This window comes from Mycobacterium sp. SA01, from assembly GCF_041287105.1.
Taxonomy (GTDB): domain Bacteria; phylum Actinomycetota; class Actinomycetes; order Mycobacteriales; family Mycobacteriaceae; genus Mycobacterium.
Map to the genome: position 1 here is coordinate 47,519 of NZ_JBGGNO010000009.1, position 25,409 is coordinate 72,927.

Here is a 25,409-nt window from a genome sequence, read left to right on the forward strand (position 1 = left end):
TGTCACCCGAAATACGAGAACCTGATTCTCACACGAGAGGAACGCCGTGGCTATGGCTTCTAAGGGATATGTCATCTTGACCGAGGAAATCCACGACCCGGAGGGGATGAAGGCCTACGGAAAAGCCGCGGGCGCCGCGATGGGCGGGGTCAAAGTGCTCGCCGTCGACGCCAAACCGCAAGTGCTCGAAGGTGATTGGCACGGACACCAGACCGTTGTGCTGGAATTCGAGTCAGTCGAAGCCGCGCAGTCCTGGTACGACTCGGATGCCTACCGCGCCGCGCGGGAGCTTCGGCACGCCGCCGCCACCACCAATGCGGTGATCCTGTCGGGGTTCTAACCCCAGTCGTGCTCGGCGCCCCTCTCGCGATACCAGTCGATCAGATCCGGGTCGTCGATCGAGCGCGGGTCCAGTGACACGTCGGTGTGCCCGGCCATGATCGCGGTCACCGGTACCTCCAGTTTCTTGCCGGTGCGGGTGTGCGGGATCCCGGGCGCGGAAATGATGTCGTCGGGTACGTGGCGCGGAGAGAGTTTGGTGCGGATCGCCGAACGGATGGTGTCGACCAGTTCGTCGTCGAGCACCCGCCCCGGTGCCAGCGTGACGAACAATGGCATCCAGTAGGCGCCGTCCGGTCCGTCGATGCCCAGTACGAACCCCTCGGTCACCGCGTCGATGGCCTCGACGACCTCGTAGATGTCGGCCGAGCCCATCCGTATCCCATGCCGGTTGAGGGTGGCGTCGCTGCGCCCGTGGATGATCAGTGCGCCGCTCTCGGTGACGGTCACCCAGTCGCCATGCCGCCACACGTGCGGCGCCGGTCCGTCTGCCCATTCGTGATCGAAATAGGCTGCGCGGTAACGGGACCCGTCGTCGTCGTTCCAGAATCCCACCGGCATCGACGGCATCGGCACGGTGATCACCATCTCGCCCACCTCGTTGACCAGCGGCTCTCGCTGCGGTGACCAGCTGTAGAGAGCCACCCCGAGGTAACGCGTGGTCAGCTCTCCCGGCACCACCGGCAGGCCGGCGGTGCCGCCGGCGAAGGCGGTCACCACGTCGGTGCCACCGCTGATCGAGGAGACCGCCACGTGCTCACCGACGTGCTCACGCACCCAGTCGAACAGGTCGGCCGGCAGCGGCGAGCCCGTGCTGCCGATCGTCGTCAAGAGGCGCAGATCATGTTGGGCGCCCGGATGCAGGTCGGCCTTGCGCGACGCCAGCAGATGGCCGGGGCTGGTGCCGAAGTAGGTGACCTTCTCGTCTTCGAGCAGCTGCCAGAGTCGGTCGGCGTCCGGACACAGGGGGTGTCCGCTGTAGCAGACCACGGTCGAGCCGCACAGCAGTCCGGCGATGCGGAAATTCCACATCATCCAGCTCAACGCGGTCTGCCAGAAGAAGACGTCACCGGGGCCCAGATCTCCATGTAGCGCAGCCGCTTTCAGATGTTCGAGCACCACACCGCCGTGACCGTGCACGATGCCCTTCGGGCGGCCGGTGGTGCCGGAGCTGAACAGCACCCACAGGGGGTGGGCGAACGGGACGGCGGTGACCTCGGGGTCGACCGGGTGGGCCACGAGCGCGCGGTAGTCGTCGCTGTCGAGCACCACCAGATGCGGCCGGCCGGGCAGCAGGGTCAGTAATTCGTCGGTGTCGCTGCGCTTGTCGAACCAGCGCCCGTTGAGCCGGTAGCCGTCTGCGCTGAACAACACCTTGGGTTCCAGTTGCGCCAGTCGTGATGCGGCACCCTGGGGTGCGTAGTCCTGTCCGCATGCCGACCAGACCGCCCCGAGCGTGGCGGTCGCCAGGAACGCGATCATCGCCTCGGCCACGTCGGGCAGGTATCCCGCCACGCAGTCCCCGGTTTGTACCCCGAGCCTGCGCAGTTCGGCGGCCACCGCGCCGACCCGGCCGGCAAGCTCGGCCCAGCCGATCTCGGTTCGGGTGCCGTCCTCGTCGATGCCGACGATCGCCGCACCGGGGCGCCCGGCATGCCGAAGGATCTGGTCGACGTAGTTGAGCCGGACGCCGGGAAACCAGACGGCGCCGGGCATCGTGGCGTCGGCGAGCACCGCCTCGTCACCCGACCCGGGACCAACCTCGGCGCGTATGTCACAGTGCTCCCACAGTGCGCGCCAGAACCGAGCGGGATGGTCGACCGACCACTGCCACAGGTCGGCGTAGCCGCCGCTGGGGGCGCCGTGGCGTGCCGCCGTGGTCGCGGCGAACTGCTTCCACTGGGGTTCTGGGCCCGGCATTGTGATCCTCGCGTCCGCTGGGTAAACGTCACTCGCTGTCGCGCTCACTCAACAAGTACCGCCCTGAGCAGTCAACCCTGCGACGCAAACCCTCTCGAAGGTGTTCGCAGTGCGGTAATCGGACGATCAGGTGTTCACTCATTGAACGCTAGGATCCCGATCTGTGACCGACAGACCCAATGTGGTGGCACGTGTCGCCGCGTTGCTGGGTGCGGTCGGGTCCGCGGAACCCGCCGGCGCATCGACGACGGAGGTGGGCAAGGCTGCCGCGCTTGCCCGCCCGACCGCCCATCGGCTGCTCACCTCGCTGGCCGACGTCGGGCTGATCGACCGGGACAGCAAGACCGGGCGATGGCTGCTCGGCCCGGAGATGTATCTGCTGGGCGCCGTTGCCGCCAACCGTTACGACGTCACCGACAAGGCCCGCGAGGTGGTCGCCCGCCTGGCCGCCGAGACCGGCGAGAGCGCCTTCTTCTCGGCCCGGCGCGGCGACGAGACGGTCTGCCTGCTGAGCGTCGAGGGCAGTTTCCCGCTGCGGTCCCACGTCCTGCGCGAGGGCATCAGGTTTCCCCTCGGGGTGGCCTCGGCCGGGCTGGCGATCCTGAGCCATCTGCCCGCCGACGAGGTCGACGACTACTTCTCGCGGGCGCTGCCTGCGGCCGACTGGGGTGACGAGCACACCGAGGAGTCGATCCGGGCGAGGATCGAGGCGACCCGTCTCACGGGATACGCGGTCAACCCGGCGTTGATCGTGGAGGGCAGCTGGGGGATCGCGGCGGCGGTGTTCGACCAGAACGGCCGGCCGGCGTGGGCGCTGAGCCTCACCGGGGTGGAAACCCGCTTCAAAGCCGACCGGCGCCAGGAACTCGGAACGCTGCTGCTCGAGCAGGCGCACGTGCTCTCCGGACGGCTCAGCTCGTAGAGCTGGAAGCCTCACCAGCGCTTTCGGCGGATTCTGCACACGACTTGCCCAAAGCGGTATTGGCATTCTCATAAACTGCAAGTACGGTATCCACCGATGGACCACCTATCCCACACGTCGTCGGGGATCCCACTGAACCCGGTGTACGGACCGGCCGACCGCAGTGGCGATCCTCCCGCGCCGGGCGCGTTTCCGTTTACCCGGGGCAACTTCTCCAGCGGATACCGCGGACGGTTGTGGACCTTCCGCCAGTATTCCGGCTTCGGCACCGCGGAGGAGTCGAACGAGCGCTATCGCTACCTGCTCGAGCAGGGCGGTACCGGATTGTCGGTCGCCCTGGACCTGCCGACCCAATGTGGCTACGACTCCGACGATCCGGAGTACGGGGAAGAGGTGGGCCGGGTCGGCGTCGCGGTCGACACCCTCGCCGATGCCGAGATCCTGTTCGACGGCATCCCGCTGGACAAGATCAGCACCAGCTTCACGATCAACGGGACGGCGGCGATCCTGTTGGCGTTTTATGTCGCCGCCGCGGAGAAGACGGGGGTGCCGCGCGAGAAGCTCACCGGCACCATCCAGAACGACATTCTCAAGGAGTACGCCTCCCGAGGCACCTGGATCTGGCCGCCGGAGCCGTCGCTGCGCCTGATCGCCGACACCATCGAGTTCTGTGCGGCCGAGGTGCCCCGGTTCAACGCGATCTCGGTCGCCGGAGCGCACTTCCGCGACGCCGGCGCCAACGCCGTGCAGGAGATGGCGTTCACCCTCGCCGACGGCATGACCTACTGTGACACCGTCGTCGAGCGCGGCCGAATGACCATCGACCAGTTCGCGCCGCAGATCTCCTTCTTCTTCTACACCCACGGCGACTTCTTCGAGGAGATCGCCAAATACCGTGCGGGACGCCGTCGTTGGGCGACGATCGTCCGGGAGCGGTGGGGAGCCAAGACCGACAAGGCCGCGATGTTCCGGTTCGGCTGTGTGTCCGGCGGTGCGTCGCTGTACGCGCCGCAGGCGCAGAACAACCTGGTCCGGGTGGCCTACGAGGCGTTGGCCTCGGTGCTCGGCGGCGTCCAGTCGATGTTCACCGCCGCCTGGGACGAGCCGTTCGCGCTGCCCAGCGAGGAGTCCGCGACGCTGGCACTGCGCACCCAGCAGATCCTGGCCTACGAGACCGGGGTGGCCCGGGTGGCCGACCCGCTCGGTGGCTCCTACTTCGTCGAGGCGCTCACCGATGCCACCGAGGAACGCATCATCGAGATCATGTCCGACCTCGAAAAGCACGGTGGCATGGTGCAATCCATCGAGGACGGCTACCTGCAGGGGCTGATCGCCGACGAGGCCTACAAGATCCATCAGGACGTGGAATCGGGCGTCCGCCCGGTGGTCGGGGTGAACAAATTCGTCGTCGACGAGCCTGCCCCGGACCTGGCCACGTACGAACTCGACGCCGCGGGCCGCGACAAGCAACTGCGGCGCCTGGCGAAGGTGAAGGCCGAACGCAGTGAGCTCGCCGTGAAAGAAGCGTTGGCAGCCCTTTCCAGAGCGGCGGAAGGTGATGACAATTTGATGCACAAGCTGATCGACTGCGCCAACGCGTACTGCACCGTGGGCGAGATGGTCTCCACGCTGAAGTCGGTGTGGGGCGAATTCCAGCAGCCGGTGGTCTTCTAGTGAGCGCTCGCATCCTGGTCGCCAAGCCAGGTCTGGACGGCCACGACCGCGGGGCCAAGATCGTGGCCCGCGCACTGCGTGACGCCGGCTTCGAGGTCATCTACACCGGTATCCGCCAGCGCATCGAGGACATCGTGTCGATCGCGCTGCAGGAAGATGTTGCGGTGGTGGGGCTTTCGATCCTGTCGGGTGCGCACCTGGCCCTGACCAAGCGGACGGTCGACGCGCTGCGCGACGCCGACGCCGGCGACATCGCGGTGATCGTCGGCGGCACGATCCCGCAAAGTGACGTGTCCAAGCTACTGGAAGTCGGAGCCGCGGCGGTGTTCCCGACCGGGACATCGCTGGACACCCTGGTGACCGACGTCCGCGCGCTGACTTCAGAACAGGTGGCCGACTAATGCGTCTTGGCGTGATGATCGGTGCCGAGCGGGGCGATATGGCCCGCAAGGTGAAGAAACTCCTCGAGGACATCGAATGGGCTGAGGGCGCCGGCTTCGACACCGCGTGGATGCCGCAGGTGCCCAACGACTATGACGCGCTGACGATGGTCGCGCAGATGGGTGCACGCACTTCGCGCATCGAGCTGGGCACCGCGGTGGTCCCGCTGCAGGCGCAACACCCGATCGCGCTGGCCCGCCAGGCGCTGTCGGTCCATGCCGGCAGCGGCAACCGGCTGGCGTTGGGCGTGGGACCGTCGCACCACTGGATCATCCGCGACATGCTGGGGCTGCCCTACGAGAAACCGGCGTCCTACACCCGCGACTACCTCGAGGTGCTCAACGCGGCGCTGGCCGGCCCCGGCGACGTGGACGTCGAGAACGACTCCTTCACCGTGCACAATCCGACTGTGCTGCAGGCAGATTCACCGCTTCCGGTATTGCTCGCCGCGCTGGGACCGGTGATGCTGCAGATCGCGGGTGAGCTCACCGACGGCACCGTGCTGTGGATGGCCGACGAGCGCGCGATCGGCGACCACATCGCGCCGCGGATCAACAAGGCCGCCGACAACGCCGGCCGGCCGGCCCCGCGCATCGTCGCCGGAATCCCGGTGTGCTTGTGCGCCAACTCGGAGATCGAGGCAGCCAAGGACCGGGCCAACCGGATCCTTGCCGAGGCCGAGACGTCGCCCAACTATCAGAAGCTGCTCGACCGCGGCGACGCGCGCGACGTCGGCGACCTGTGCGCGGCCGGCGACGAAGAGGCCATCCTGGCCCGGTTCCGCGCCTTCGCCGACGCCGGGGTCACCGACCTGTCGGTGCGGCTGTTGCCGATCGGGGAGACCCGTGACGAGCTGGTGGCATCGAAATACCGGACGCGCGAGGTGATTGCGCAGCTCGGCGCCGAGGTTCGATGAGCTCCGCGGCCCCACTGTCGGGCGTTCGCATCCTCGAGGTCGGCACCATGCTGGCCGGCCCGTACGCCACCATGCTGCTCGCCGATCTCGGTGCGCAGGTCATCAAGATCGAGCCGCCCGGCGGCGAGATCTCCCGACAGGTCGGGGACAGCTATTTCGCCAGCCTGAACCGCAACAAGCGCAGCATATGCCTGGACCTGGCCTCCGACGCCGGGCAGCAGCGCCTCGGTGAGCTGGTCGCGGAATCCGATGCGCTGCTGGTCAATATGAAGCCGTCGGTGATCCGGCGCTTCGGGCTCACCTATGAGGCGCTGCGAACGCACAACGAGAAGATTGTGTGTGTCGCGCTGACCGGCTACGGCCTGGACGGCGGCGACGACCCCGCCTTCGACTACGTGATCCAGGCGGCCACCGGGGTGGCCGCGATGACCGGTGACCCGGATGCGCCGCCGACGCTGCCGGGCTACTCGTCGGCCGACAACTCCACCGGGTTGACCGCGGCGCTGGGACTTCTGGCGATGATCGTCTCCGGGCAGGGTGGGCAGGTGGATGTCTCGCTGCGCGACGTGATGTTCTCGCAGCTGAACTACCGGGCCGCGGCCTATCTCAATGACGGTGTACATCCGCGCAGACATCCGTTCGGTGCGCACTCGTTTTACGTTCCCGCGCAGCTGTTTCCGACCGCGGACGGATATCTGGCGCTGTTCGTCACGCACGACGGCTTCTGGAAGATCTTCGCCGCCGAGGCCGGTATCGACGGCTTCCCGACGATGGCCGAACGATCGGCGCGCCGCGACGAGGTGCTGGCGATCGTGACCGCAGCGCTGGCCGCCGACACCGCGGTGGGCTGGGAAGAGCGGTTGCGTCCGTTGGGGATCCCGGCTGCCGCGGTGCGATCGCTACCCGACGCCCTCGAGGCGACCCCGGAGGTCATCGTCACCGCCGGGGATTACCGCCTGGTCGGCAGTCCGGTGCGGGTGGTGGGCTATGAGCCCGACTATCTGCCGCCCCCGGTGCTCGACGAGTTTCAGTCGTCGTAGGTCACGGTCACATCGGACTCGGGCACGCCCTGGCAGGTCAGGATCAGGCCGTCGTCGATCTCGCTGTCGTCGAGCACCTCGTTCACCCGCATCTTGACCTGTCCATCGGTGAGCGTGGCGATGCAGGTTCCGCAGTTGCCGGCTTCGCAGCTGTAGGGCGGGGTCAGTCCGGCGCGGCGGGCGGTTTCCAGCACCGTCTCGCCCTCGTTGACCGGCATGGTCACCGTCTTACCGTCCAGCGTGATCGTCGCCGTGCTCACTTCTCTCCTCAGCGTTTGCGCAGTATCATTCTACCCAGATGAGAATACAGTTCTCTACTGACGATAGTATGTTCTCGTTTGTTGACCTGTTGATGGGATTGTCACTGACCATGTGCGAGCGGACCGCGCCGTGAGCGACGTGCGAGTGCTTGCCTTCGAGGACCGCATCTACACACGATCTCAGGTCGATGCGCTGTCCGCCGGATTGGCCCGCACTCTCGCGAGCCGTGGCGTGCGGGCCGGTCAGCGGGTCGCGCTGATGTCGTCCAACCGGCCCGAGTTCATCTTCGCCGTGCACGCCATCTGGCGCCTCGGTGCGTCCGCGGTCCTGATCAGCCCGGCCTGGAAAGCAGCCGACATCGGCCATGCGCTCGAGGTGTCCCGCGCCGACCATGCCGTCGGGGACAGCCCGCTGCTGGCCGACCTGATGCCGATGCTCAGCCTCGACGATCCGATCAGCCCGGCGGAGCCCACCCCCGTGGAGTACGCGGCTGACTCCGATGCCGTGCTGGTGTTCAGCTCGGGGACCACGGGTATGCCCAAAGCGGTTCGGCACACTCATGGTTCGCTGGCCGCGAGCATCCGGCACTGGCGCCACGCCCTGGGCCTCACGGCCGTCGATCGCATGCAGATCGTCACACCGCCGTCGCACATCCTCGGCCTGCTCAACATCGCCACCGTGCTCGACGCGGGCGCGTGGATGCGCCTGCATCGCCGATTCGACATCGACACCATGCTGCAGTGCATCCAGGACGACCGCATCACCGTCGAAATGGCCGTCGCGCCAATCGCATTGGCAATCGCATCCCATCCGAAGCTCGACACGTTCGACCTGTCGTCGCTGCGCTACATCATGTGGTGCGCCACCCCGGTCACCACCAGCGTCGCCGAGGCCGTGACCGAACGGACCGGGATCGGGTGGATCTCGGCGTACGGCACCAGCGAGGTACCGGTGATCGCCTGTTGCCCGCGCGACGCGGCCCGACTCGACACCGTCGGGCGACCGATCCCGCCGGTGCGCATCGTGTCGACGGAGACCGGCGAACCGGTCGAGCCGGGCACGGTCGGCGAGATCCAGGTGCGCTCGGATTCGGCGATGGCCGGCTACCTGCCCGCCGACGCCACCGCCGCGGCATTCGACGACGGCTGGTATCGCACCGGGGACCTCGGCTACCTGGACGACGGCTGGCTGCGAATCACCGATCGGCTCAAGGAAATGGTCAAGGTGCGGGGCTTCCAAGTCGCTCCCGCCGAGGTCGAGTCGGTGCTGCACGGCCATCCCGCGGTGGCCGACTGCGCGGTGTTCGGTGTGCCCGACGAGGTGGACGGTGAGGCCGTGATCGCTGCGGTCGCCGTCGCCGAGCCGGTCGGCGCCGAGGAGCTGGACGGGCTGATCGCCGAGAAGCTGGCGTCCTACAAACGTCCCCGCGACATCGTTTTCGTGCCCGAAATCCCGCGCCTGCCATCGGGCAAGGCGTTGCGGCGAGTTCTCAAGGAGCAGTATGGATGCACGCCTGACCAGTGAGCAGCAGCAGCTGCGCGATGCCGCCGCCCGGCTGGCCGACGACTTCGGACCGGGCTCCGTCGCGGACCTGGACGACCAGTCGCGCCGGGCGCGGCTGGCCAAGACCGTCGACGCGACCGGCTGGCGGTCGCTTCGTTCCGACGGCGCCAGCGGCGTCGAAGTGGCCTTGGTGGCAGAGGAATTCGCGCGTGGTCTGGTCGACGTGCCGTTCCTCGGTCCGGTGCTCGCCGACGATCTGTACTGCCTGCTGGCGGCCGACCCGGTGCCGGCGACCATCGCGGTCGGTGACACCGTCATCGACGCCGACGGTTCCTCCGCTGCGCTACGACTCGCCGGAACGACCGTCGAATCGGTCGGTGTCGGCGCGGCCCGTGACGCCGCGGATCTGACCCGCATCACCGCAGCCGTCTCCGGCTCAGCGGACACCGTGGGGGAGCTGACCGCCGAGCAGACGCAGCGCTGGTACGCCCTCGCGCTGGCGGTGACGACGGCCGACCTGGTCGGCGCGGCACGCGGCACCCTCACGCTGGCAACCGAATACGCCAAGGTGCGCGAGCAGTACGGCTCGGCCATCGGTTCGTACCAGGCCGTCGCCCACATGCTGGCCGAGGGCCTGGCCCTCATCGAGGGATCGGTCAGCGTGCTGCGTCACGCCGCCTGGGCTGTCGACGAGCTGCCCGTCGAGCAGGCTGTCGAAGCCGGCCGGGTCGCCAAGATCTACTGCGCGCGAGCCGCACTGGCGGTGTGTGAGATGTCGATCCAGGTGCACGGCGGCATCGGCAATACCTGGGAGTGCCTCGCCCATGTCTATCTGCGCCGGGTGCTGGCCGCCACCGAGGCCTGGCCAGTCAAGTTGGAGGAGTTGACCATTGGACTTTCGTGATTCTCCCGATGAGGCCGCGTTCCGGGAGCGGCTGCGCGGCTGGCTGACAGAACAGAAGGGCAGGTTCCCGACGTCGGGAGACGCCTACTGGGCCAAGGCAGGGGAGTGGCACCAGGCGCTGTACGCCGCCGGGTTCTTCGGCACATCCTGGCCGAAAGAGTACGGCGGCCAGGGCTTGCCACCCGTGTTCGACGTGATCGTCGACGAGGAGATCGCCAAGGCCGGGGCGCCCGCGCGTCCGAGCCTGGGCTATCTGGTGGTCGGCCTGAGCCATCACGGCAGCGAAGAACTGCGGCAGCGCTTCCTGCCCGGGATGATCAACGGCACAGAGCGCTGGTGCCAAGGCTTTTCGGAGCCCGGGGCCGGATCGGACCTGGCCTCGCTGACCACGACCGCCACCCGCGACGGTGACGAGTACGTCATCGACGGTCACAAGATCTGGACCAGTTACTCCGACTGCGCCGACTGGTGCCTGGTCTTGGCGCGCACCGACAAAGAGGTGCCCAAACACAAGGGCATCTCGGCGTTCATCGTCACGATGCACCAGCCTGGGATCGTCCAGCGGCCGCTGAAGATGATCAGTGGTGTCACCAAGGAATTCGGTCAGGTCGAGTTCGACGGGGCGAGGGTGCCGGCCGCGAACATGGTCGGCGCGCCCGGCGACGGCTGGAAGCTCGCGATGACGGTGGTCAGCCATGAGCGCGAGCCGTCGACATTGGGCTTCTCGGCGCGCTACGGGAAGCTGGTGCGCCAGATGGCCTCCCGCGTCGAGGGACCAGCACCCGACGAACTGTCGTGGGCGTGGGTGCAGACCGAGATGTTGCGCCTGCACGTGCGTCGGCGCCTGTCCGAGCAACTCGACGGCATCACGCATGGACCGGACGGGTCGCTGGACAAACTGTTGATGACCTGGACCGAGCAGTCGGTCGGGCACGCCGCGCTGGCCACCGTCGGCACCGACGACGAGGAGTTGTTCGGTGCCTACCTCTACAGCCGTGCCCAGAGCGTGATGGGCGGGACGTCGCAAATTCAGAAGAACATCATCGCCGGACGAATTCTTGGACTGGGAGTTTAACGACATGTACGACATGCCCGACGAAATCGACGTCACCGCCGACGGTCCGCTGCGGATCATCACGCTGAATCGTCCCGACGAGCTCAACGCCGTCAACGACAATCTCCATGTCGGGCTGGCCAAGATCTGGGAGGCACTCAACGAGGATGCCTCCGCGCGGGCGGCGGTGATCACCGGTGCGGGCCGGGCTTTCTCGGCCGGCGGCGACTTCACCTACCTCGACGAGCTGCGCAGCGACGAAGCGTTGCGGCAGAAGACGATCAAGCACGGTCGCGATCTGGTGATCGGCATGGTGCGGTGCCGCATTCCGGTGATCGCGGCCGTCAACGGCCCGGCGGTCGGGCTGGGCTGCAGCCTGGCCGCACTGTCGGACGTGGTGTACATCGCCGAGAACGCGTTCTTCGCCGACCCGCACGTGTCGATCGGGCTGGTCGCCGCCGACGGCGGGCCGCTGGTGTGGGGATCGCAGATCAGCTTGCTGCAGGCCAAGGAGTTCGCCCTGACCGGCGTGCGGATCAAGGCGCAGCGCGCGGTGGAGCTCGGGCTGGCGAATCATGTTGTCGCCGATCCGGTCTCCGAGGCGATCGCCTGCGCGAAGAAGATCATCGAACTTCCGCAGCAGGCCGTCGAGGCCACCAAGCGGCTGATGAACATCCAGCTGGAGAAGTCGGTGATGGCCTCGCTGGACTACGCCAACCTCGCCGAGTACGTGTCGTTCGGTACCGCCGATTTCAACAGGATCGTCGACGGCTTGGTCGCCAAGAAGTAGACCACCGCTCGCGAAAGAGGCGCGCGCTACTTCGGCGGGAAGCGCAGCGCACCGTCCAGGCGAATGGTCTCGCCGTTGAGGTAGTCGTTCTCGGCGATCGACAGCGCCAGCTGGCCGTACTCGACCGAGCGTCCCATCCGCTTCGGGAACGGCACCTGCGGGCCCCAGTACGCCTCGAGCTGCTCGGCGGCCTTTCCGTAGGCAGGGGTGTTGATGGTCCCGGGCGCGATCGCCATCACCCGGATGCCCAACGGCGAAAGGTCGCGTGCCGCAACCAGAGTCATCGCCACCACGCCACCCTTGGCGGCCGAGTAGGGCAGCTGGCCGATCTGGCCTTCGTACGCGGCGATCGACGCGGTGTTGATGATCACGCCGCGGGCCCCGTTCTCGTCGGGCTCCTGGCGCGCCATCGCGGCCGCGACATGACGCATCACGTTGAACACCGCGGTCAGGTAGAACGTGATGGTCTTGGTGAACGCCTCCATCTCCATCGGTGCGCCGTCCTTGCCGACCAGCCGGCCACCGCCGGCCGGGCCGCCGTGGGTGTCCACCGAGATGCGCAGCGGCCCCAGCTCTTCGGCGGCCGCGATGGCAGCCAGTACATCCTCGTCGTTGGTGACGTCGGTGCGGACGTAGGGGACGGCGAGCTCGGCGGCGAGTTCCTTGCCCTTGTCGTCGGCCAGGTCGGCGATCACGACCCTGACGCCGGCCGCGTGCAGCGTGCGCACGGTCGCCTCGCCGAGGCCACCCGCGCCACCGAAGACGACGGCGGAACTTCCACTGATCTGCATAGCGTTACCCTTCTTGCAACTGACACTCTCTAGTTGAGAGAATAGTATTCTCATGCCGACCGGAATTGGTCAATCACGTAGGGACGTAGCGTTGCCCGTTATGGATGTCGCCGAGCTGATCACCGCGGCCCGCGGCGGGAACATGCGTGCGGTCGGGCGGCTGCTGAGCCTGGTCGAGAGTGATCGCCGTGACGAGGTGCTCGCCGAGATCGGCCGGGCCGTGGTTCCGGTGGTGGGGGTGACGGGCCCGCCCGGTGCGGGCAAGTCGACCACCATCGCCGTTCTTGTCGCGGCGTATCGCGAACGCGGACAACGGGTTGCGGTGCTGGCCGTGGATCCGTCGTCGCCCTATAGCGGGGGCGCGCTGTTGGGGGATCGGATCAGGATGGCGCAGCACATCAACGATGCCGACGTGCTGATCCGGTCGGTGGCCACCCGCGGCCATCTCGGCGGCCTGGCCGCCGCGGTGCCCGCCGCGATCCGACTGCTCGGTGCGCTCGGTTTCGACGTCGTCCTGCTGGAGAGCGTCGGGGTCGGACAATCCGAGATCGAGATCGCCGCCGTCGCCGACCCGACGATCGTGATCCTCAATCCGGGTGCCGGCGACGCGGTCCAGGCTGCCAAGGCGGGCCTGCTCGAGGTCGCCGATCTGGTGGTGGTGAACAAGGCCGACCGGGACGGCGCCGCCCAGACGGTGCGCGACCTCAAATTCGAGACGCACGTCCCGGTGCTGACGCTGGTCGCCGCCCGGGCCGAGGGGGTGGCGGAGCTCGTCGAGGCGATCGAGGCCCACCGGCGGGCCGACACCGCGGAGCGCCGCGCCGCGCGGGCCCGCGCACAGGTGTTGTCACTGGCGCAGAGCCGGCTGCATCGGCATCCGGATCTCGACGCACTGGCACAAGCTGTCGCCGATGGCACCCGTGATCCGTACAGCGCGGCGGAAGCCTTGATCGCTCAACCGGTTTCGCCTGCGGTCGAGTCGTGAACCGGCCTACTTGCGGGCGAATCCCTGGGAGCAGAAGGTCCACACTTCGTCACCGCTGATCGGCGTGTGGACGTTTTCGTCGTCCTCGACCCCGCTGGACTGAGCGATGAACATGATGGTCTGCATCGTCATCGCCGCCATGCGGCGAGGGTTGGCGTCTTCCCTGAGCTCACCGGCCGCCGACGCCTCGTCCATCAACTCGGCGAACAGCGCCACCAGCGGTGCGTGAGCAACCTTGACCTCGTTGGGATGTGAGATCAGCAGCTGGGGGGCGAAGTCGGTGAACAACGGCCGGCGGGCGGTCGGATCCGGCCGGGACAGTTCGAACAGCAGGGTGACGGCCACCTTGAGACGGTCCAGCGGATCGCTCTGAGCCGACGTCGCGGCCCGGATCTGATCGGCGGCCCGGCTCAGCGCATCCTCGAACAGGGCGAGCAGCAGCTCGTGCTTACCGTCGAACTGCAGATAGAAGCTGCGTAGCGACTGGCGGGACCGGTCGACGACTTCCTGCACGGTGAAGTCGGTGCTGCCCTTTTCGGTGATGATGGCCTGCGCGGCATCCAGGAACCGCTGCACGCGCTGCCCGGCGCGCACCTTGGCGGTCCGGATCGACCGCTCGACGGCGCGCTGCTTCCAGGCAGGCTCTTCGCTCGGGCTGTTCACTGCCGGGCTCGAGACGTGCGGATGCGGGTTCCGATGTTGCTCACGGTAAGAGAGTACTACTCTCAGCGGCGAGAATTATGTTCTCAATTCAATACTGACCAAAATTTTTGTTCCGGTCAGTCTAACGGGTGACCAGCGCATTCGCCGCCATGGCGTACGTCACAGATTTCCCAGCCGCGGAGCGTGCCCCAGCGACCTGATCGCCGACCCGGCTTCCCTGGTCAGATCACGTGCCGAGCCGAGCAGCCCGTCCAGCACGAAGGTGCGCTTCACGTGCCGGTGCAGGTCGTGCTCGTCGGTGAACCCGATGCCGCCGAGAACCTGCTGACAGTGCTTAGCTGCGGTCACAGCGGCCTGACCGGCAGCGGCCTTACCCAGCAGGCAGGCCAGGTCGGTGCCGTCGTCCTGGGCCACCAGCAGGGCCGCTTCGGCACCCTCGACGGCGACCAGCGTCTCGGCGAGCCGGTGGCGCACAGCCTGGAACGACCCGATCGGACGGCCGAACTGAACCCGGTCGACGGCATGCTGGCGCGCCAGCCTCAGCATCGCCCGCGCCGAACCGGTCAGCCACCAACCCAACGCCAGTCGGCCCCTGGCCAACGGCACCTCCGAGCCGGCATCGACGGTGCTGACCGGAAGTTCGGGATCCATCGCCGAACCGGGACTGTCGGTGCGCTCCCAGATCACCCAGCGGCCACCGGTGTACGGCAGTGCGATCGTCCCGCCCGGCGACCGCCCGGCCGATGCGAGCACCACGTCGTTGAGCACGCCGGCATGCGTGCCGGTCTCACCCAACAGCCGGAACACCAAGGATGTTGCCTCGGCTGGGATCTCGTCGAGCATCTCCAGCCAGCCGAGGTCGCGCAGAACGTCTTCGACATTGGGGGATCCGTCCGCGGCCGCGGCGCTCATCGACTTCTCGAGCGTGTTGGCCAGCATTCCCAGTTCGCCGTCGTCCACGTCTCACTCCTTCCCGAGGTCGAGAAGCCGGCGGGCGATGATGTTGCGCTGGATCTCCGCGGTGCCGCCGTAGATGGTGGCCGAGCGCGAGTACAGGAACTCTGAGCGCCAGGGCGTCTGGTCGAGTTCGAGCACCCCCGGCAGCACATCCCGTGCGGTGTCGTACAGACGCTGTTCGGCGCTGGCCAGCAGCACCTTGTCGACCGAGGTTTCCGGTCCCAGCTTTGCCCCCTCGGCGAAGCGATGCTGGGTCGCCGCCGACCTGCAGCGCACGGTGTGCAGCGCGAGGTAGGCCGCCCCGAGTTCGGCGTCACCCGCGTCGGTCTCGTCAGCGATCAGCCGGTCCAACCGGGTGAACAGGTAGGAGATTCGCTGCCAGAAACACGTCGACCGCTCGAATGGCAACAGGTCGTTGGCCAGCCGCCACCCATCCCCGGGATCGCCGAGCATGCGATCGGCCGGCACCACCACGTCGTCGAAGTACACCTCGCAGAATTCGTCGACGCCGTGCATGGTGTGCAGCGGTCGCACCGTGATGCCGGGGGAGTCCATGTCGATGAAGAACGCGGTGATGCCCTCGTGTTTGGGCGTTTCCGGCGTGCCGGTGCGGGTCAGCAGCACGCAGCGTTTGGAGAACTGCGCGAAGCTGGTCCACACCTTCTGGCCGTTGATCACCCACTCGTCGCCGCGCCGGGTGGCCCTGGTGCTCAGCGACGCCAGATCACTGCCCGAGCCGGGCTCGGAGAAACCCTGGCACCAGTGCTCCTCCCCGCGCAGGTAGCGCGGCACCATCTCGGCGGCCAGCTCTGGTCGCGCATACGAGATCATGGTCGGCACAAGGACTTCCATCATCGAGTACGGACCCGGCTCGGCGATGTTGCGACCGAGCACCTCCTCGGCGACGATCATCCGCATGATCACCGAGCCGCCGAGGCCGCCCACCTCTTCGGGCCAGCCGTAGCGCATCCACCCGGCGTCATAGAGGACCCGTCGTACCCGGCTCATCTGCTCGATATGGGCGGGCAGCGAATGATCCGGGCCCGGGCTCAGGTCGTTCTCGTCGAGCCAGGCTCGCAGGTCGTTGCGGAATTCGTCGGCGGTCGTGCCGGATTCGGCCACCGTGGTCATCCGCCGGCCGGCCGGCCGATCGCGTGCGGACGGCCCGAATCGTGCACACCGGTGCGCCGGATGAACGTCATCGCGCGGGTGTTCAGCCGCCAGCCCTTCTCGGTCCGCAGATAGGTGTCGCGGTAGTAGCCGATGCGCATGTCGTGCGCCGAATGCTCGATGAAGCACAGCGGTTGGGTGCCGGTGGCCTTGTCCCGGTCGTTCTCGTCGAATTCGACCAGTGACTCGCCGGTCATGAACAGCCCTTTGGGTGCCGCATCGACCAGCTCGGGAAACCGGCTCAGCGAATAGGTTTCGCCGAAGGCGCTGTAGGTGCCGTCCTCGGTGAAGACCTTGACCAGATTCTCGACGTCCAGCTGGGTGATGGTCACCGCGTAGCGGGCGAGCAGCTGCTGGATCTCGACGATGTCGTCAGTCCGCGGTGTTGACATAGACTTTCCCGCCTTTCATGACGAAGCTGACGTGCTGGGTGACGGTGATGTCGGACAACGGATCGCCGGGCACGGCGATGATGTCGGCGAGCAGCCCTTCGGCGATCCGGCCCCGATCGGTGACATTGATGAGGTCGGCGCCGACGACGGTGGCCGCCCGCAGCACGGCGGCCGGCGGCATGCCCCACTCCACCAGGGTGACGAGCTCGTCGGCGTTCTTGCCGTGCGGAATCGCGGGCGCATCGGTGCCGACCGCGATCTTCACCCCGGCCTCGTAAGCGGCCTTGATCGATGTCTCCGCCTTCGGAAACATCTCGGCCGCCTTGTCCTGCAACACCTTCGGCGCATGCGATACGTCCATCGCCTGGGCGAGCCGACGGGTGGTCACCAGGAAGCGATCGTTGTCGACCAGCATCTGGATGGCCTCGTCGTCCATCAGGAAGCCGTGCTCGATGCAGTCGATGCCGCACGCCACCGCATGCTTGACCGCCTCGGCGCCGTGGGTGTGGGCCGCTACCCGCAGGCCGCGCCGGTGCGCCTCGTCGACGATCGCCCGGAGCTCCTCGTCCGAATAGTGTTGCGCGCCTGCTTCACCGGTCAGCGACATCACGCCGCCGGAGACGCACACCTTGATCAGCTGCGCGCCGTGCTTGATCTGATAGCGCACCGCCTTGCGGATCTCGTCGACACCGTTGGCGATGCCCTCCTCGACGGTCAGCTCGAGAGCGCCCGGCATGAAGGCGGCGAACATCGTCGGGTCCAGATGTCCGCCGGTCGGCGTGATGGCATGCCCGGCAGGCACGATCCGCGGACCGTCGATCCAGCCCGCGTCGATCGCCTTACCCAGCGCGACGTCCAGCAGGTAGCCGCCGGTCTTCACGAACAGCCCGAGGTTGCGCACCGTGGTGAAACCCGCGCGCAGCGTGCGGCGGGCATTGCCGACCGCGCGCAACACCCGGGTCGGCGGATCATCCTGGACCTGGGAGAGGCCGGGGTTTTCGCCCCGGCCGCCCATCAGGAGATTGACCTCCATGTCCATCAACCCCGGAAGGAGGATGGCGTCGCCCAAATCGATGACATCGGAGCTCTCGTCAACGTCGCCCCCCACCGAGACGATTCGGTCGCCGTCGACTTTCACGATGGCGGGGCGGACGATCTCGCCCGCGTCCACGTCGACGTACCCCGCCGCCTTCAGGGTCGTTGCGCGCGGCGATGGGCCGTTTGCGCGAAGAGCAGACAACCTAGACCACCGGCTCCTTGATCAGTTCGATATACGCGGCCCCACTGTCGAGCACGCGGGGCTGCTTCCACACCTCGATCGGAAAGCTCACCTGCACGATCGACTGTCCTAGATGTACCAGAGCCTTGGCGTCTTCCGGCATGCCTTGGAGCGGGAAGCGGGCGTCGACGTAGACCATGATGTCTTCCAGCCGCGCCAATCCGGCGTCGTACAGTTCCTGCATCTCGGCCATCGTCGAGTTCAGCCGCTTCTGGTAGCGCTCCTCCTCGGTGGGCAGACACCAGTCGCTGAAGCGCTCCAGGTCGGCGAATTCCGCTGGCAACTTAGACATTTGCTGGATCCTTTTCTTCCGCCTTCGGGCTCTGCGCTGCGGCCGCCCCGTTGCCGTTGCGTGCGGCCAATGACTGTTTGTACCGGTCCACGTACTTGTGCGCGGTGTGGTGCAGGTGGCGCAACAGGATTTCCTGGTCGCACAGCGGGAAGTCCAGTACGGCGCGGGTGCCGATCTGGGTCTGCGTGGCTTCCAGAGTGTTGGCGTCCTGGAACGCGTACTCCTTGAAGGTCACCGCGGCCAGTTCCTGGGAAAGTCGTTCGCGCAGGTTCTTCGGCGGCACGAAGTACAGGTCGGCCTCGAAAATATGGGAGTCCACCGCGGTGGGCCAGTAGTTGTAGGTCAGGTACCAGCCCGGCGCCCAGAACAGCAACGTGAAGTTCGGGAAGAACTCGAACGAGTCCTGGCCCCACGTCGAGTGCCGGCCGGGATTGATCGCGGGTGGCAGCTCATCGGGCAGGATGCCTTTGATGTCGGGGCGGTCCCACGGCCCGAACAGGCCGCTGTGCAGGATCCGTTCGATGGGCTTGACCATCTTCAGGTCCTTCGGCGGACTCATGCCGCCCCAGGACGAGATCATCGAGTGGTCGCCCTTGATGTCGTAGTGCAGCGCCTCGAAGCCGAACTTGGCGAGCTTCTCGGCCTCCTCCTTCTCCGCCTGCTTCATGTGCAGGATCGGCGCGTGGTAGAACTCGACGAAGGCGTCGATGAACAACTTCCAGTTGGAGCCGACCGTCGCGCGATAGCTGTAGTGCTCGGTCATCTCGTGGAACGGATAGCCCTTCAGGCCTTGACCGAACTCGCCGAGGTACTCCTCGAGCGAGACCGCGTCATCGTCGAAGTTGACGAAGATGAAGCCTTCCCACACCTCGCAGCGCACCGGCTTGAGCGGGTAGTCGGCCTTGTCGACGTCGAAGAACTCCTGCTCCTGCTGGATGAAGGTCAGGTCGCCCTTCAGCGAGTACCGCCAGGCGTGGTACTTGCAGACGAATTGGCGGCAGCTGCCCGAAACCTCTTCGCCGGGATAGTCATTCCACACCAGCTTGTTGCCGCGATGGCGGCACAGGTTGTAGAAGGCGCGGACCTCGTCACCGTCGTTGACGATGATGATCGACGTACCCGGCCCGACTGACGGCAGCTCGCGGGTGATGTAGTTGCCCTTCTTGGGGACCAGCTCCACGCGGCCCATTTGCAGCCAGGTCTTGCGGAAGATGGCCTGCTGCTCCAGCTTCCAGTGCTCGGGATCAATCGAGTCCTCGTAGTTGACCGGACCGGTGCCGAGTTCCGGCCAGTTCTCGGTCCAGCTGCCGACATCCGGCTTCTTGAAAAATGCCACGTACTTACCTTTCGTTCTCGAGCTGTACGCCGAAAGTGTTGAACGCCATGGCCAACATGCCGTAGGCGCCGACGGTGAAGACGAAGTCCATGCGCTGGCGCTCGGTGAGATGCTCGCCGAGCGCGGCCCAGGTCTCGTCGGTGAGATTGGATTTCTCCTCGAGCTCGTCGGTGGCCCGTACGACAAGCCCGTCGAGCTCGTTGTTGGCCTCGCCGGTGCGGATGGCCTCGACGTCGTCGTCGGTCAGCCCTTCCGCCTTGGCCATCTCGACGTGGTGCTCCCACTCGTAGGTGCAGTCCCGGCGATGCGCCACCCGCAGCACCGCGACCTCCCGCAGCCGGGCCGGCAGCGTGGAGCGGAACAGCAGATAGACGTTGAAGCCGAGGTAGGCCTTGGTCAGGTCGGGGTGACGAACGAGGGTCGACAGCGCCGTTCCGGCGCCCTCGGGGTTCTGCCGGTCGCGCGGCAACATGCCCTTGAGCGCGACCTGGACCTCGTCGTCCCACTGCTCCGCAGGTAGCGGTGTCAGGCGCATCGGTAACCCCCTCTCGCGATGGAGAATCACATTCTCAATTCCGAATAACAGGTTTCCATGAACTTGCCGGAAGGTCAATCCCCGCGCCTGAACAGGGCGGAAAAACCAGGGCCGACCAGGTGTGTCGGAAGGTCAGCCTACGGGCCGCACGCACCGGTAAGCCGATTACCGGATGTTGATTCTCGCGGAATGAGAAGCTAGTTTTCAGTGGAGAGGTCAGCGACGGAAGGAACCGGTATGCGCAAAGAGGACATGATCCTGATCAGCGTCGACGACCACATCGTGGAACCGCCCGACATGTTCGCCAATCATCTGCCGAAGAAATACGCCGACGACGCTCCCCGGTTGGTGCACAATCCCGACGGCTCCGACATGTGGCGGTTCCGCGACATCACGATTCCCAACGTCGCGCTCAATGCGGTGGCGGGGCGGCCCAAGGAGGAATACGGCCTGGAGCCGCAAGGGCTCGATGAGATCCGGCCCGGCTGCTACAACGTCGACGAGCGGGTCAAGGACATGAACGCCGGCGGCATCCTGGGCTCGATGTGTTTCCCGTCGTTCCCCGGTTTCGCGGGCCGGTTGTTCGCCACCGAGGATGCCGAGTTCTCGCTGGCGCTGGTGCAGGCCTACAACGATTGGCATGTCGAGGAGTGGTGCGGTGCCTATCCGGCACGGTTCATCCCGATGACGTTGCCGGTGATCTGGGACCCGGTCGCCTGTGCGGCCGAGATCCGCCGCAATGCCGCGCGCGGAGTGCACTCGCTGACGTTCACCGAAAACCCCGCTGCGATGGGCTATCCCAGTTTCCACGACTTCGAGCACTGGAAGCCGATGTGGGACGCCCTGGTCGACACCGACACCGTGCTCAACGTGCACATCGGCTCCTCGGGCCGGCTCGCGATCACCGCCCCCGACGCGCCGATGGACGTGATGATCACCCTGCAGCCGATGAACATCGTCCAGGCCGCCGCGGACCTGTTGTGGTCACGGCCGGTCAAGGAGTACCCGGACCTCAAGATCGCCCTGAGTGAGGGTGGCACCGGGTGGATTCCCTACTTCCTGGAACGCGCCGATCGCACCTATGAGATGCACTCGACCTGGACCGGGCAGGACTTCGGGAAGAAGAAGCCCTCGGAGGTGTTCCGCGACCACTTCCTGACCTGCTTCATCTCCGACCACGTCGGGGTACAACTGCGCAACGACGTCGGCATCGACAACATCTGCTGGGAAGCCGACTACCCGCATTCGGACTCGATGTGGCCCGGCGCCCCCGAACAACTCGACGAGGTCCTGCGCGAACACCACGTGCCCGACGACGAGATCAACAAGATGACCTACCAGAACGCCATGCGCTGGTACCACTGGGACCCGTTCACGCATATCTCCAAGGAGCAGGCCACGATCGGCGCGCTGCGCAAGGCCGCCGAAGGCCACGACGTCTCCATCCAGGCCTTGTCGAAGAAGGAGAAGACCGGCGCCAACTTCGCCGACTTCGCGGCGAACGCCAAAGAGCTGTCCGGCAATACGGACTGACATCGTCCGCGGGGGACAGGGCGCCGGTGCGCAGAAAGAAGATCGCGCCGGCGCGCCGTCCTGCGTGCGGACCGTTGAGTAGAGGAGTGTGGGTGTGTCTTCAGGTATGAGCTTCGAACTGACCGAAGATCAGGAGCTGATCCGTAAGTCGGTGCGGGAGCTGGCATCACGCTTCGACGACCACTACTGGCTGGAGAAAGACCAGGGGCACGAGTTCCCGCAGGAGTTCTACGACGCCATCGCAGGTGGCGGCTGGCTCGGGATGACCATCCCGGAGGAGTACGGCGGCCATGGCCTGGGCATCACCGAGGCGACGATCTTGGCCGAGGAAGTGGCCCGCTCCGGCGGCGGCATGAACGCGGCGAGCTCCATCCACATGTCGATCTTCGGCATGCAACCGGTGGTGGTGTTCGGTTCCGACGAGATGAAGGCCGCGACGCTTCCGCGCATCGTCAACGGCGACCTGCACGTGTGCTTCGGCGTCACCGAACCCGGTGCCGGACTGGATACTTCGCGCATCACGACGTTCGCCAAGCGAGACGGCGACAGCTATGTCGTCAACGGCCGCAAGGTGTGGATCTCAAAGGCGCTGGAATCCGAGAAGATCCTGCTGCTGACCCGCACCGAGAGCCGCGAGGACGTGGAAAGGCGGGGCGGCAAGCCGACCGAGGGACTCTCGCTGTTCCTCACCGACATCGACCGCGATCACGTCGACATCCGGCCCATCAAGAAGATGGGCCGCAACGCCGTCAGCTCGAACGAGGTGTTCATCGACGATCTGCGGGTCCCGGTCGCCGACCGCATCGGCGAGGAGGGCAAGGGTTTCTCCTACATCCTGCACGGGCTGAACCCGGAGCGGATGCTGATCGCCGCCGAGGCGCTGGGCATCGGTCGGGTGGCGCTGGACCGCGCGGTCAAGTACGCCAACGAGCGCGTGGTGTTCGACCGGCCGATCGGGATGAACCAGGGCATCCAGTTCCCGTTGGCCGACTCGCTTGCTCGCCTCGATGCCGCCGAACTGATCCTGCGCAAGGCGACCTGGCTCTACGACAACGGAAAGTCGTGCGGCCGCGAAGCCAATATGGCCAAGTACCTGTGCGCGGATGCGGGTTTCGCGGCAGCCGACCGAGCGCTGCAGACCCACGGTGGCATGGGGTATTCCGAGGAGTACCACATCTCCCGGTTCTTCCGGGAAGCGCGCCTGATGAAGATCGCGCCCGTCAGCCAGGAGATGATCCTGAACTTCCTCGGCGCCAATGTGCTCGGCCTGCCCAAGAGCTACTAGTATCCGGCGATCTGGCCGACCGTATGGTGATCTGATGACTTCTGCGCAAGGACCGGCAGCTCCGCTGGCCGGTATCACTGTCGTGGCGTTGGAGCAGGCGGTGGCGGCACCGATGTGCACGCGGGTCCTGGCTGACTTCGGTGCCCGGGTTATCAAGGTGGAGAACCCGGCCGGCGGGGATTTCGCCAGGCATTACGACGATGTCGTCAACGGCCCGGGTGGCCTTGCGGCTCACTTCGTCTGGGCCAACCGCAACAAGGAATCGATTGCGTTGGACCTGAAGTCGGCCGAGGGTCTTGAGATCCTGCACCGGTTACTCGACCGCGCCGATGCGTTGGTGTCCAATCTCGCGCCGGGTTCCACCGCCCGGCTCGGCATCTCAGCCGACCAGCTGCGTGAGCGCCACCCCGATGTGATCGCCGTCGAGATCGACGGGTACGGGGCCGGCGGCCCGCTGTCGAACAAGCGCGCCTACGACCTGCTGGCGCAGTCGGAGTCGGGATCGTGTGCGGTGACGGGTTATCCCGGGATGCCGGCCAAGCCCGGACCGCCGATCGCCGACATCTCCACCGGGCTGTACTCGGCGTTGTCGATCATGGCGCTGCTGATCTCGCGGGATAAACGGACGCGTCCAGGCTCAGCCGTTTCTGTGAGCCTGTTCGACACGATGATGGACCTGATGGGATATCCGCTGACCTACGCCCAGCATTCCGGAATCGACCAGCAGCCGCTGGGAATGAACTCCCCGGCGGTCGCGCCGTACGGCTCCTTCGAAACAGCGGACAATCAGACGGTGGTGCTCGGCACCACCAACGACCGGGAATGGCAACGGCTGGCGCGCGAGATCATCGACCGGCCCGACTTGGCCGACGACCCGCGGTACGCCAGCAATTCCGATCGGTGCGCCCACCGCGACGAACTCAACTCGTCCATTCAAACCTGGTGTGCGCAACACGATCTCGCGCACATCCAGAAGACGGCTGATGCGGCGGGTATCGGCAACGCCCGCTACAATCTGCCCAGCGAGGTGCTCGCGCACCCGCAGTTGTCCGATCGTGACCGCTGGCGAACAGTGCAAACGACCGCTGGTCCGATCCAGGCAATCCTGCCGCCGCCGATCATCGAAGACTACGAGCAGCCGATGGGCCCGGTACCCGGCCTCGGTGAGCACACCGACGCGCTGCTGGCCGAGTTGGGCTTGTCGGACAGCGACATCGGCAGACTGCGTGAGCAGGGTGCCGTCGCATGAACAATCATCAGAACTAAGGAGAAGCCATGCGGGAAACGGTGATCGTCGAGGCGGTCCGCACCCCCGTCGGTAAGCGAAACGGCGGGCTGTCCGGCATGCATGCCGCCGACCTGTCGGGGGTGGTGCTGAACGCACTCGCCGAGCGCACCGGCTTGGACCCGGCGACGGTCGACGACGTGGTGTGGGGTTGCGTGTCCCAGGTCGGTGACCAGTCGAGCAATATCGGCCGGTTCTCGGTCCTGGCGGCCGGCTGGCCGGAATCCATTCCCGGCACGACCGTGAACCGGGCCTGCGGATCCAGCCAGCAGGCACTGGATTTCGCCGCGCAGGCGGTGATGTCCGGTCAGCAGGACGTGGTGGTCGCCGGCGGAGTCGAGGTGATGAGCCGTGTTCCGCTCGGCTCGGCGCGTGCCACCGGTATGCCGTATGGCCCCAAAGTGCTCGAGCGTTATGACGACTTCTCGTTCAATCAAGGCATTTCCGCGGAGATGATCGCGCAGAAATGGGGACTGTCCCGCACCGACCTCGATGAGTTCTCGGCGCGCAGCCACGAACTGGCCGCTGCGGCACAGGATCGCGGGGCGTTCAACGACCAGATCGTGCCGGTGGCGACCGACGGCGGTGTGATCAGCGCCGACGAAGGCATCCGCCGCGGGACCACCGTCGAGAAGCTGGCCGGGCTCAAGCCGGCGTTCACCGAGGACGGCGTCATCCACGCCGGCAACTCATCGCAGATCTCCGACGGCGCCGCCGCGCTGCTGGTCACCACCGCGGAATACGCTGCCGCACAGGGCTGGACACCGCTGGCGCGCTATGTCGCGGGGGCCGTCGCCGGCGCCAACCCGGTGATGATGCTGACCGGTCCGATCCCGGCGACGGAGAAGGTGCTGGGCAAGACCGGCCTTGGCATCGACGACATCGGGGTGTTCGAGGTCAACGAGGCGTTCGCGCCGGTGCCGCTGGCGTGGCAGGCCGACACCGGCGCCAAGGCCGAGCGGCTCAACCCCCTCGGCGGCGCGATCGCGCTGGGCCACCCGTTGGGCGGCTCGGGCGCGGTGCTGATGACACGCATGCTGTACCACATGCGCGACAACGGAATTCGCTACGGATTGCAGACGATGTGTGAGGGCGGCGGCACCGCCAACGCGACCGTCGTCGAGCTGATCGGCTGAGCGGCC

At 66.6% G+C, this 25,409-nt stretch carries 26 protein-coding genes; 15 read left to right on the top strand and 11 right to left on the bottom strand.

What is annotated here, in order from left to right:
• Positions 1–46 precede the first annotated feature (46 nt).
• A complete protein-coding gene (locus AB4879_RS01800; protein WP_199190049.1) occupies positions 47–340 on the top strand; it encodes a DUF1330 domain-containing protein in 294 nt (97 codons plus the stop codon).
• Here the strand turns inward: AB4879_RS01800 and AB4879_RS01805 are convergent.
• Positions 337–2,259: an acetoacetate--CoA ligase gene (locus AB4879_RS01805; RefSeq protein WP_370506172.1), complete on the bottom strand. Its 1,923-nt coding sequence runs from the start codon at positions 2,257–2,259 to the stop codon at positions 337–339. The two genes, AB4879_RS01800 and AB4879_RS01805, sit on opposite strands and share 4 nt — an antisense overlap.
• A 163-nt stretch (positions 2,260–2,422) precedes the next feature.
• Between AB4879_RS01805 and AB4879_RS01810 the strand changes: the two genes are divergently transcribed.
• From AB4879_RS01810 to AB4879_RS01830, 5 genes are all read left to right on the top strand, one after another.
• Entirely contained in the window at positions 2,423–3,181 is a 759-nt protein-coding gene (locus AB4879_RS01810) for an IclR family transcriptional regulator (protein ID WP_102809639.1), read from the top strand.
• Positions 3,182–3,277: 96 nt separating this feature from the next.
• Positions 3,278–4,855 carry a methylmalonyl-CoA mutase family protein gene (locus AB4879_RS01815; protein WP_370506173.1) on the top strand — a complete coding sequence of 526 codons (1,578 nt, stop codon included), beginning with the start codon at positions 3,278–3,280 and terminating at the stop codon, positions 4,853–4,855.
• Positions 4,855–5,256 carry a cobalamin B12-binding domain-containing protein gene (locus AB4879_RS01820; protein ID WP_370506174.1) on the top strand — a complete coding sequence of 134 codons (402 nt, stop codon included), beginning with the start codon at positions 4,855–4,857 and terminating at the stop codon, positions 5,254–5,256. The genes AB4879_RS01815 and AB4879_RS01820 overlap by 1 nt, the downstream gene beginning before the upstream one ends.
• A complete protein-coding gene (locus AB4879_RS01825) occupies positions 5,256–6,212 on the top strand; it encodes an LLM class F420-dependent oxidoreductase (RefSeq protein ID WP_102809636.1) in 957 nt (318 codons plus the stop codon). The genes AB4879_RS01820 and AB4879_RS01825 overlap by 1 nt, the downstream gene beginning before the upstream one ends.
• Positions 6,209–7,252, top strand: coding sequence for a CaiB/BaiF CoA transferase family protein (locus tag AB4879_RS01830; protein ID WP_370506175.1), 1,044 nt, complete (start codon positions 6,209–6,211; stop codon positions 7,250–7,252). The genes AB4879_RS01825 and AB4879_RS01830 overlap by 4 nt, the downstream gene beginning before the upstream one ends.
• Here AB4879_RS01830 and AB4879_RS01835 read toward each other — a convergent pair.
• Positions 7,240–7,512, bottom strand: a complete 273-nt coding sequence (locus AB4879_RS01835) for a 2Fe-2S iron-sulfur cluster binding domain-containing protein (RefSeq protein ID WP_081845173.1) — start codon at positions 7,510–7,512, stop codon at positions 7,240–7,242. The two genes, AB4879_RS01830 and AB4879_RS01835, sit on opposite strands and share 13 nt — an antisense overlap.
• 130 nt (positions 7,513–7,642) lie before the next feature.
• On the opposite strand from AB4879_RS01835, the gene AB4879_RS01840 reads away from it, so the two are divergent.
• The 4 genes from AB4879_RS01840 to AB4879_RS01855 are packed head-to-tail and all read left to right on the top strand — an operon-like array spanning position 7,643 to position 11,764.
• On the top strand, positions 7,643–9,037 hold the full coding sequence (locus tag AB4879_RS01840) for a class I adenylate-forming enzyme family protein (protein WP_370506176.1): 1,395 nt from the start codon (positions 7,643–7,645) through the stop codon (positions 9,035–9,037).
• Positions 9,015–9,920, top strand: a complete 906-nt coding sequence (locus tag AB4879_RS01845) for an acyl-CoA dehydrogenase family protein (RefSeq protein ID WP_370506177.1) — start codon at positions 9,015–9,017, stop codon at positions 9,918–9,920. The genes AB4879_RS01840 and AB4879_RS01845 overlap by 23 nt, the downstream gene beginning before the upstream one ends.
• The gene (locus tag AB4879_RS01850; protein ID WP_370506178.1) at positions 9,907–10,995 is read left to right on the top strand and encodes an acyl-CoA dehydrogenase family protein; all 1,089 of its coding nucleotides are present in this window, start codon (positions 9,907–9,909) and stop codon (positions 10,993–10,995) included. Before AB4879_RS01845 ends, AB4879_RS01850 begins: the two co-directional genes overlap by 14 nt.
• Before the next feature lie 4 nt (positions 10,996–10,999).
• Positions 11,000–11,764 carry an enoyl-CoA hydratase/isomerase family protein gene (locus AB4879_RS01855; RefSeq protein WP_102809632.1) on the top strand — a complete coding sequence of 255 codons (765 nt, stop codon included), beginning with the start codon at positions 11,000–11,002 and terminating at the stop codon, positions 11,762–11,764.
• Positions 11,765–11,790: 26 nt separating this feature from the next.
• Here AB4879_RS01855 and AB4879_RS01860 read toward each other — a convergent pair whose 3' ends face one another.
• Entirely contained in the window at positions 11,791–12,555 is a 765-nt protein-coding gene (locus tag AB4879_RS01860; RefSeq protein WP_370506179.1) for an SDR family NAD(P)-dependent oxidoreductase, read from the bottom strand.
• A gap of 100 nt (positions 12,556–12,655) precedes the next feature.
• Here AB4879_RS01860 and meaB point away from each other — a divergent pair, with 100 nt between their 5' ends.
• Entirely contained in the window at positions 12,656–13,540 is an 885-nt protein-coding gene (gene meaB, locus AB4879_RS01865) for a methylmalonyl Co-A mutase-associated GTPase MeaB (RefSeq protein WP_370506180.1), read from the top strand.
• A gap of 6 nt (positions 13,541–13,546) precedes the next feature.
• On the opposite strand, the gene AB4879_RS01870 is transcribed toward meaB, so the two are convergent.
• From AB4879_RS01870 to AB4879_RS01905, 8 genes are all read right to left on the bottom strand, one after another.
• Entirely contained in the window at positions 13,547–14,203 is a 657-nt protein-coding gene (locus tag AB4879_RS01870) for a TetR/AcrR family transcriptional regulator (RefSeq protein ID WP_036344069.1), read from the bottom strand.
• 159 nt (positions 14,204–14,362) lie between these two features.
• Entirely contained in the window at positions 14,363–15,142 is a 780-nt protein-coding gene (locus AB4879_RS01875) for an acyl-CoA dehydrogenase family protein (protein ID WP_370506213.1), read from the bottom strand.
• A 24-nt stretch (positions 15,143–15,166) separates the two neighbouring features.
• Positions 15,167–16,282: an acyl-CoA dehydrogenase family protein gene (locus AB4879_RS01880; RefSeq protein ID WP_370506181.1), complete on the bottom strand. Its 1,116-nt coding sequence runs from the start codon at positions 16,280–16,282 to the stop codon at positions 15,167–15,169.
• A gap of 5 nt (positions 16,283–16,287) precedes the next feature.
• Positions 16,288–16,722, bottom strand: coding sequence for a nuclear transport factor 2 family protein (locus AB4879_RS01885; protein WP_102809628.1), 435 nt, complete (start codon positions 16,720–16,722; stop codon positions 16,288–16,290).
• A complete protein-coding gene (locus AB4879_RS01890; protein WP_370506182.1) occupies positions 16,703–17,962 on the bottom strand; it encodes an amidohydrolase family protein in 1,260 nt (419 codons plus the stop codon). The genes AB4879_RS01885 and AB4879_RS01890 overlap by 20 nt, the downstream gene beginning before the upstream one ends.
• Position 17,963: 1 nt before the next feature.
• Positions 17,964–18,293, bottom strand: coding sequence for a hypothetical protein (locus tag AB4879_RS01895; RefSeq protein ID WP_036344076.1), 330 nt, complete (start codon positions 18,291–18,293; stop codon positions 17,964–17,966).
• A complete protein-coding gene (locus tag AB4879_RS01900; protein ID WP_370506183.1) occupies positions 18,286–19,629 on the bottom strand; it encodes an aromatic ring-hydroxylating dioxygenase subunit alpha in 1,344 nt (447 codons plus the stop codon). Before AB4879_RS01900 ends, AB4879_RS01895 begins: the two co-directional genes overlap by 8 nt.
• A 4-nt stretch (positions 19,630–19,633) precedes the next feature.
• Complete coding sequence (locus AB4879_RS01905) at positions 19,634–20,164, bottom strand: carboxymuconolactone decarboxylase family protein (RefSeq protein ID WP_370506184.1); 531 nt, start codon at positions 20,162–20,164, stop codon at positions 19,634–19,636.
• 237 nt (positions 20,165–20,401) lie between these two features.
• On the opposite strand from AB4879_RS01905, the gene AB4879_RS01910 reads away from it, so the two are divergent.
• The 4 genes from AB4879_RS01910 to AB4879_RS01925 all read left to right on the top strand — a co-directional run bounded on the left by AB4879_RS01910 (position 20,402) and on the right by AB4879_RS01925 (position 25,403).
• A complete protein-coding gene (locus tag AB4879_RS01910; RefSeq protein ID WP_370506185.1) occupies positions 20,402–21,697 on the top strand; it encodes an amidohydrolase family protein in 1,296 nt (431 codons plus the stop codon).
• A gap of 106 nt (positions 21,698–21,803) precedes the next feature.
• Positions 21,804–22,982 (top strand): acyl-CoA dehydrogenase family protein, encoded by a 1,179-nt coding sequence (locus tag AB4879_RS01915; protein WP_370506214.1) that lies wholly within the window; start codon positions 21,804–21,806, stop codon positions 22,980–22,982.
• A gap of 34 nt (positions 22,983–23,016) precedes the next feature.
• Positions 23,017–24,231 (top strand): CaiB/BaiF CoA transferase family protein, encoded by a 1,215-nt coding sequence (locus AB4879_RS01920; protein WP_370506186.1) that lies wholly within the window; start codon positions 23,017–23,019, stop codon positions 24,229–24,231.
• 26 nt (positions 24,232–24,257) lie between these two features.
• Positions 24,258–25,403: an acetyl-CoA C-acyltransferase gene (locus AB4879_RS01925; RefSeq protein WP_370506187.1), complete on the top strand. Its 1,146-nt coding sequence runs from the start codon at positions 24,258–24,260 to the stop codon at positions 25,401–25,403.
• Positions 25,404–25,409 lie beyond the last annotated feature (6 nt).

What these genes read in the sequence shown, in the direction of transcription:
- AB4879_RS01860 (WP_370506179.1), bottom strand. Translation starts at nt 12,555, where the DNA reads ATGCAGATCAGTGGAAGTTCCGCCGTCGTCTTCGGTGGCGCGGGTGGC.
- AB4879_RS01905 (WP_370506184.1), bottom strand. Translation starts at nt 20,164, where the DNA reads ATGCGCCTGACACCGCTACCTGCGGAGCAGTGGGACGACGAGGTCCAG.
- AB4879_RS01875 (WP_370506213.1), bottom strand. Translation starts at nt 15,142, where the DNA reads ATGCTGGCCAACACGCTCGAGAAGTCGATGAGCGCCGCGGCCGCGGAC.
- AB4879_RS01885 (WP_102809628.1), bottom strand. Translation starts at nt 16,722, where the DNA reads ATGTCAACACCGCGGACTGACGACATCGTCGAGATCCAGCAGCTGCTC.
- meaB (WP_370506180.1), top strand. Translation starts at nt 12,656, where the DNA reads ATGGATGTCGCCGAGCTGATCACCGCGGCCCGCGGCGGGAACATGCGT.
- AB4879_RS01825 (WP_102809636.1), top strand. Translation starts at nt 5,256, where the DNA reads ATGCGTCTTGGCGTGATGATCGGTGCCGAGCGGGGCGATATGGCCCGC.
- AB4879_RS01855 (WP_102809632.1), top strand. Translation starts at nt 11,000, where the DNA reads ATGTACGACATGCCCGACGAAATCGACGTCACCGCCGACGGTCCGCTG.
- AB4879_RS01805 (WP_370506172.1), bottom strand. Translation starts at nt 2,259, where the DNA reads ATGCCGGGCCCAGAACCCCAGTGGAAGCAGTTCGCCGCGACCACGGCG.
- AB4879_RS01910 (WP_370506185.1), top strand. Translation starts at nt 20,402, where the DNA reads ATGCGCAAAGAGGACATGATCCTGATCAGCGTCGACGACCACATCGTG.
- AB4879_RS01895 (WP_036344076.1), bottom strand. Translation starts at nt 18,293, where the DNA reads ATGTCTAAGTTGCCAGCGGAATTCGCCGACCTGGAGCGCTTCAGCGAC.
- AB4879_RS01830 (WP_370506175.1), top strand. Translation starts at nt 6,209, where the DNA reads ATGAGCTCCGCGGCCCCACTGTCGGGCGTTCGCATCCTCGAGGTCGGC.
- AB4879_RS01920 (WP_370506186.1), top strand. Translation starts at nt 23,017, where the DNA reads ATGACTTCTGCGCAAGGACCGGCAGCTCCGCTGGCCGGTATCACTGTC.
- AB4879_RS01915 (WP_370506214.1), top strand. Translation starts at nt 21,804, where the DNA reads ATGAGCTTCGAACTGACCGAAGATCAGGAGCTGATCCGTAAGTCGGTG.
- AB4879_RS01845 (WP_370506177.1), top strand. Translation starts at nt 9,015, where the DNA reads ATGGATGCACGCCTGACCAGTGAGCAGCAGCAGCTGCGCGATGCCGCC.
- AB4879_RS01925 (WP_370506187.1), top strand. Translation starts at nt 24,258, where the DNA reads ATGCGGGAAACGGTGATCGTCGAGGCGGTCCGCACCCCCGTCGGTAAG.
- AB4879_RS01815 (WP_370506173.1), top strand. Translation starts at nt 3,278, where the DNA reads ATGGACCACCTATCCCACACGTCGTCGGGGATCCCACTGAACCCGGTG.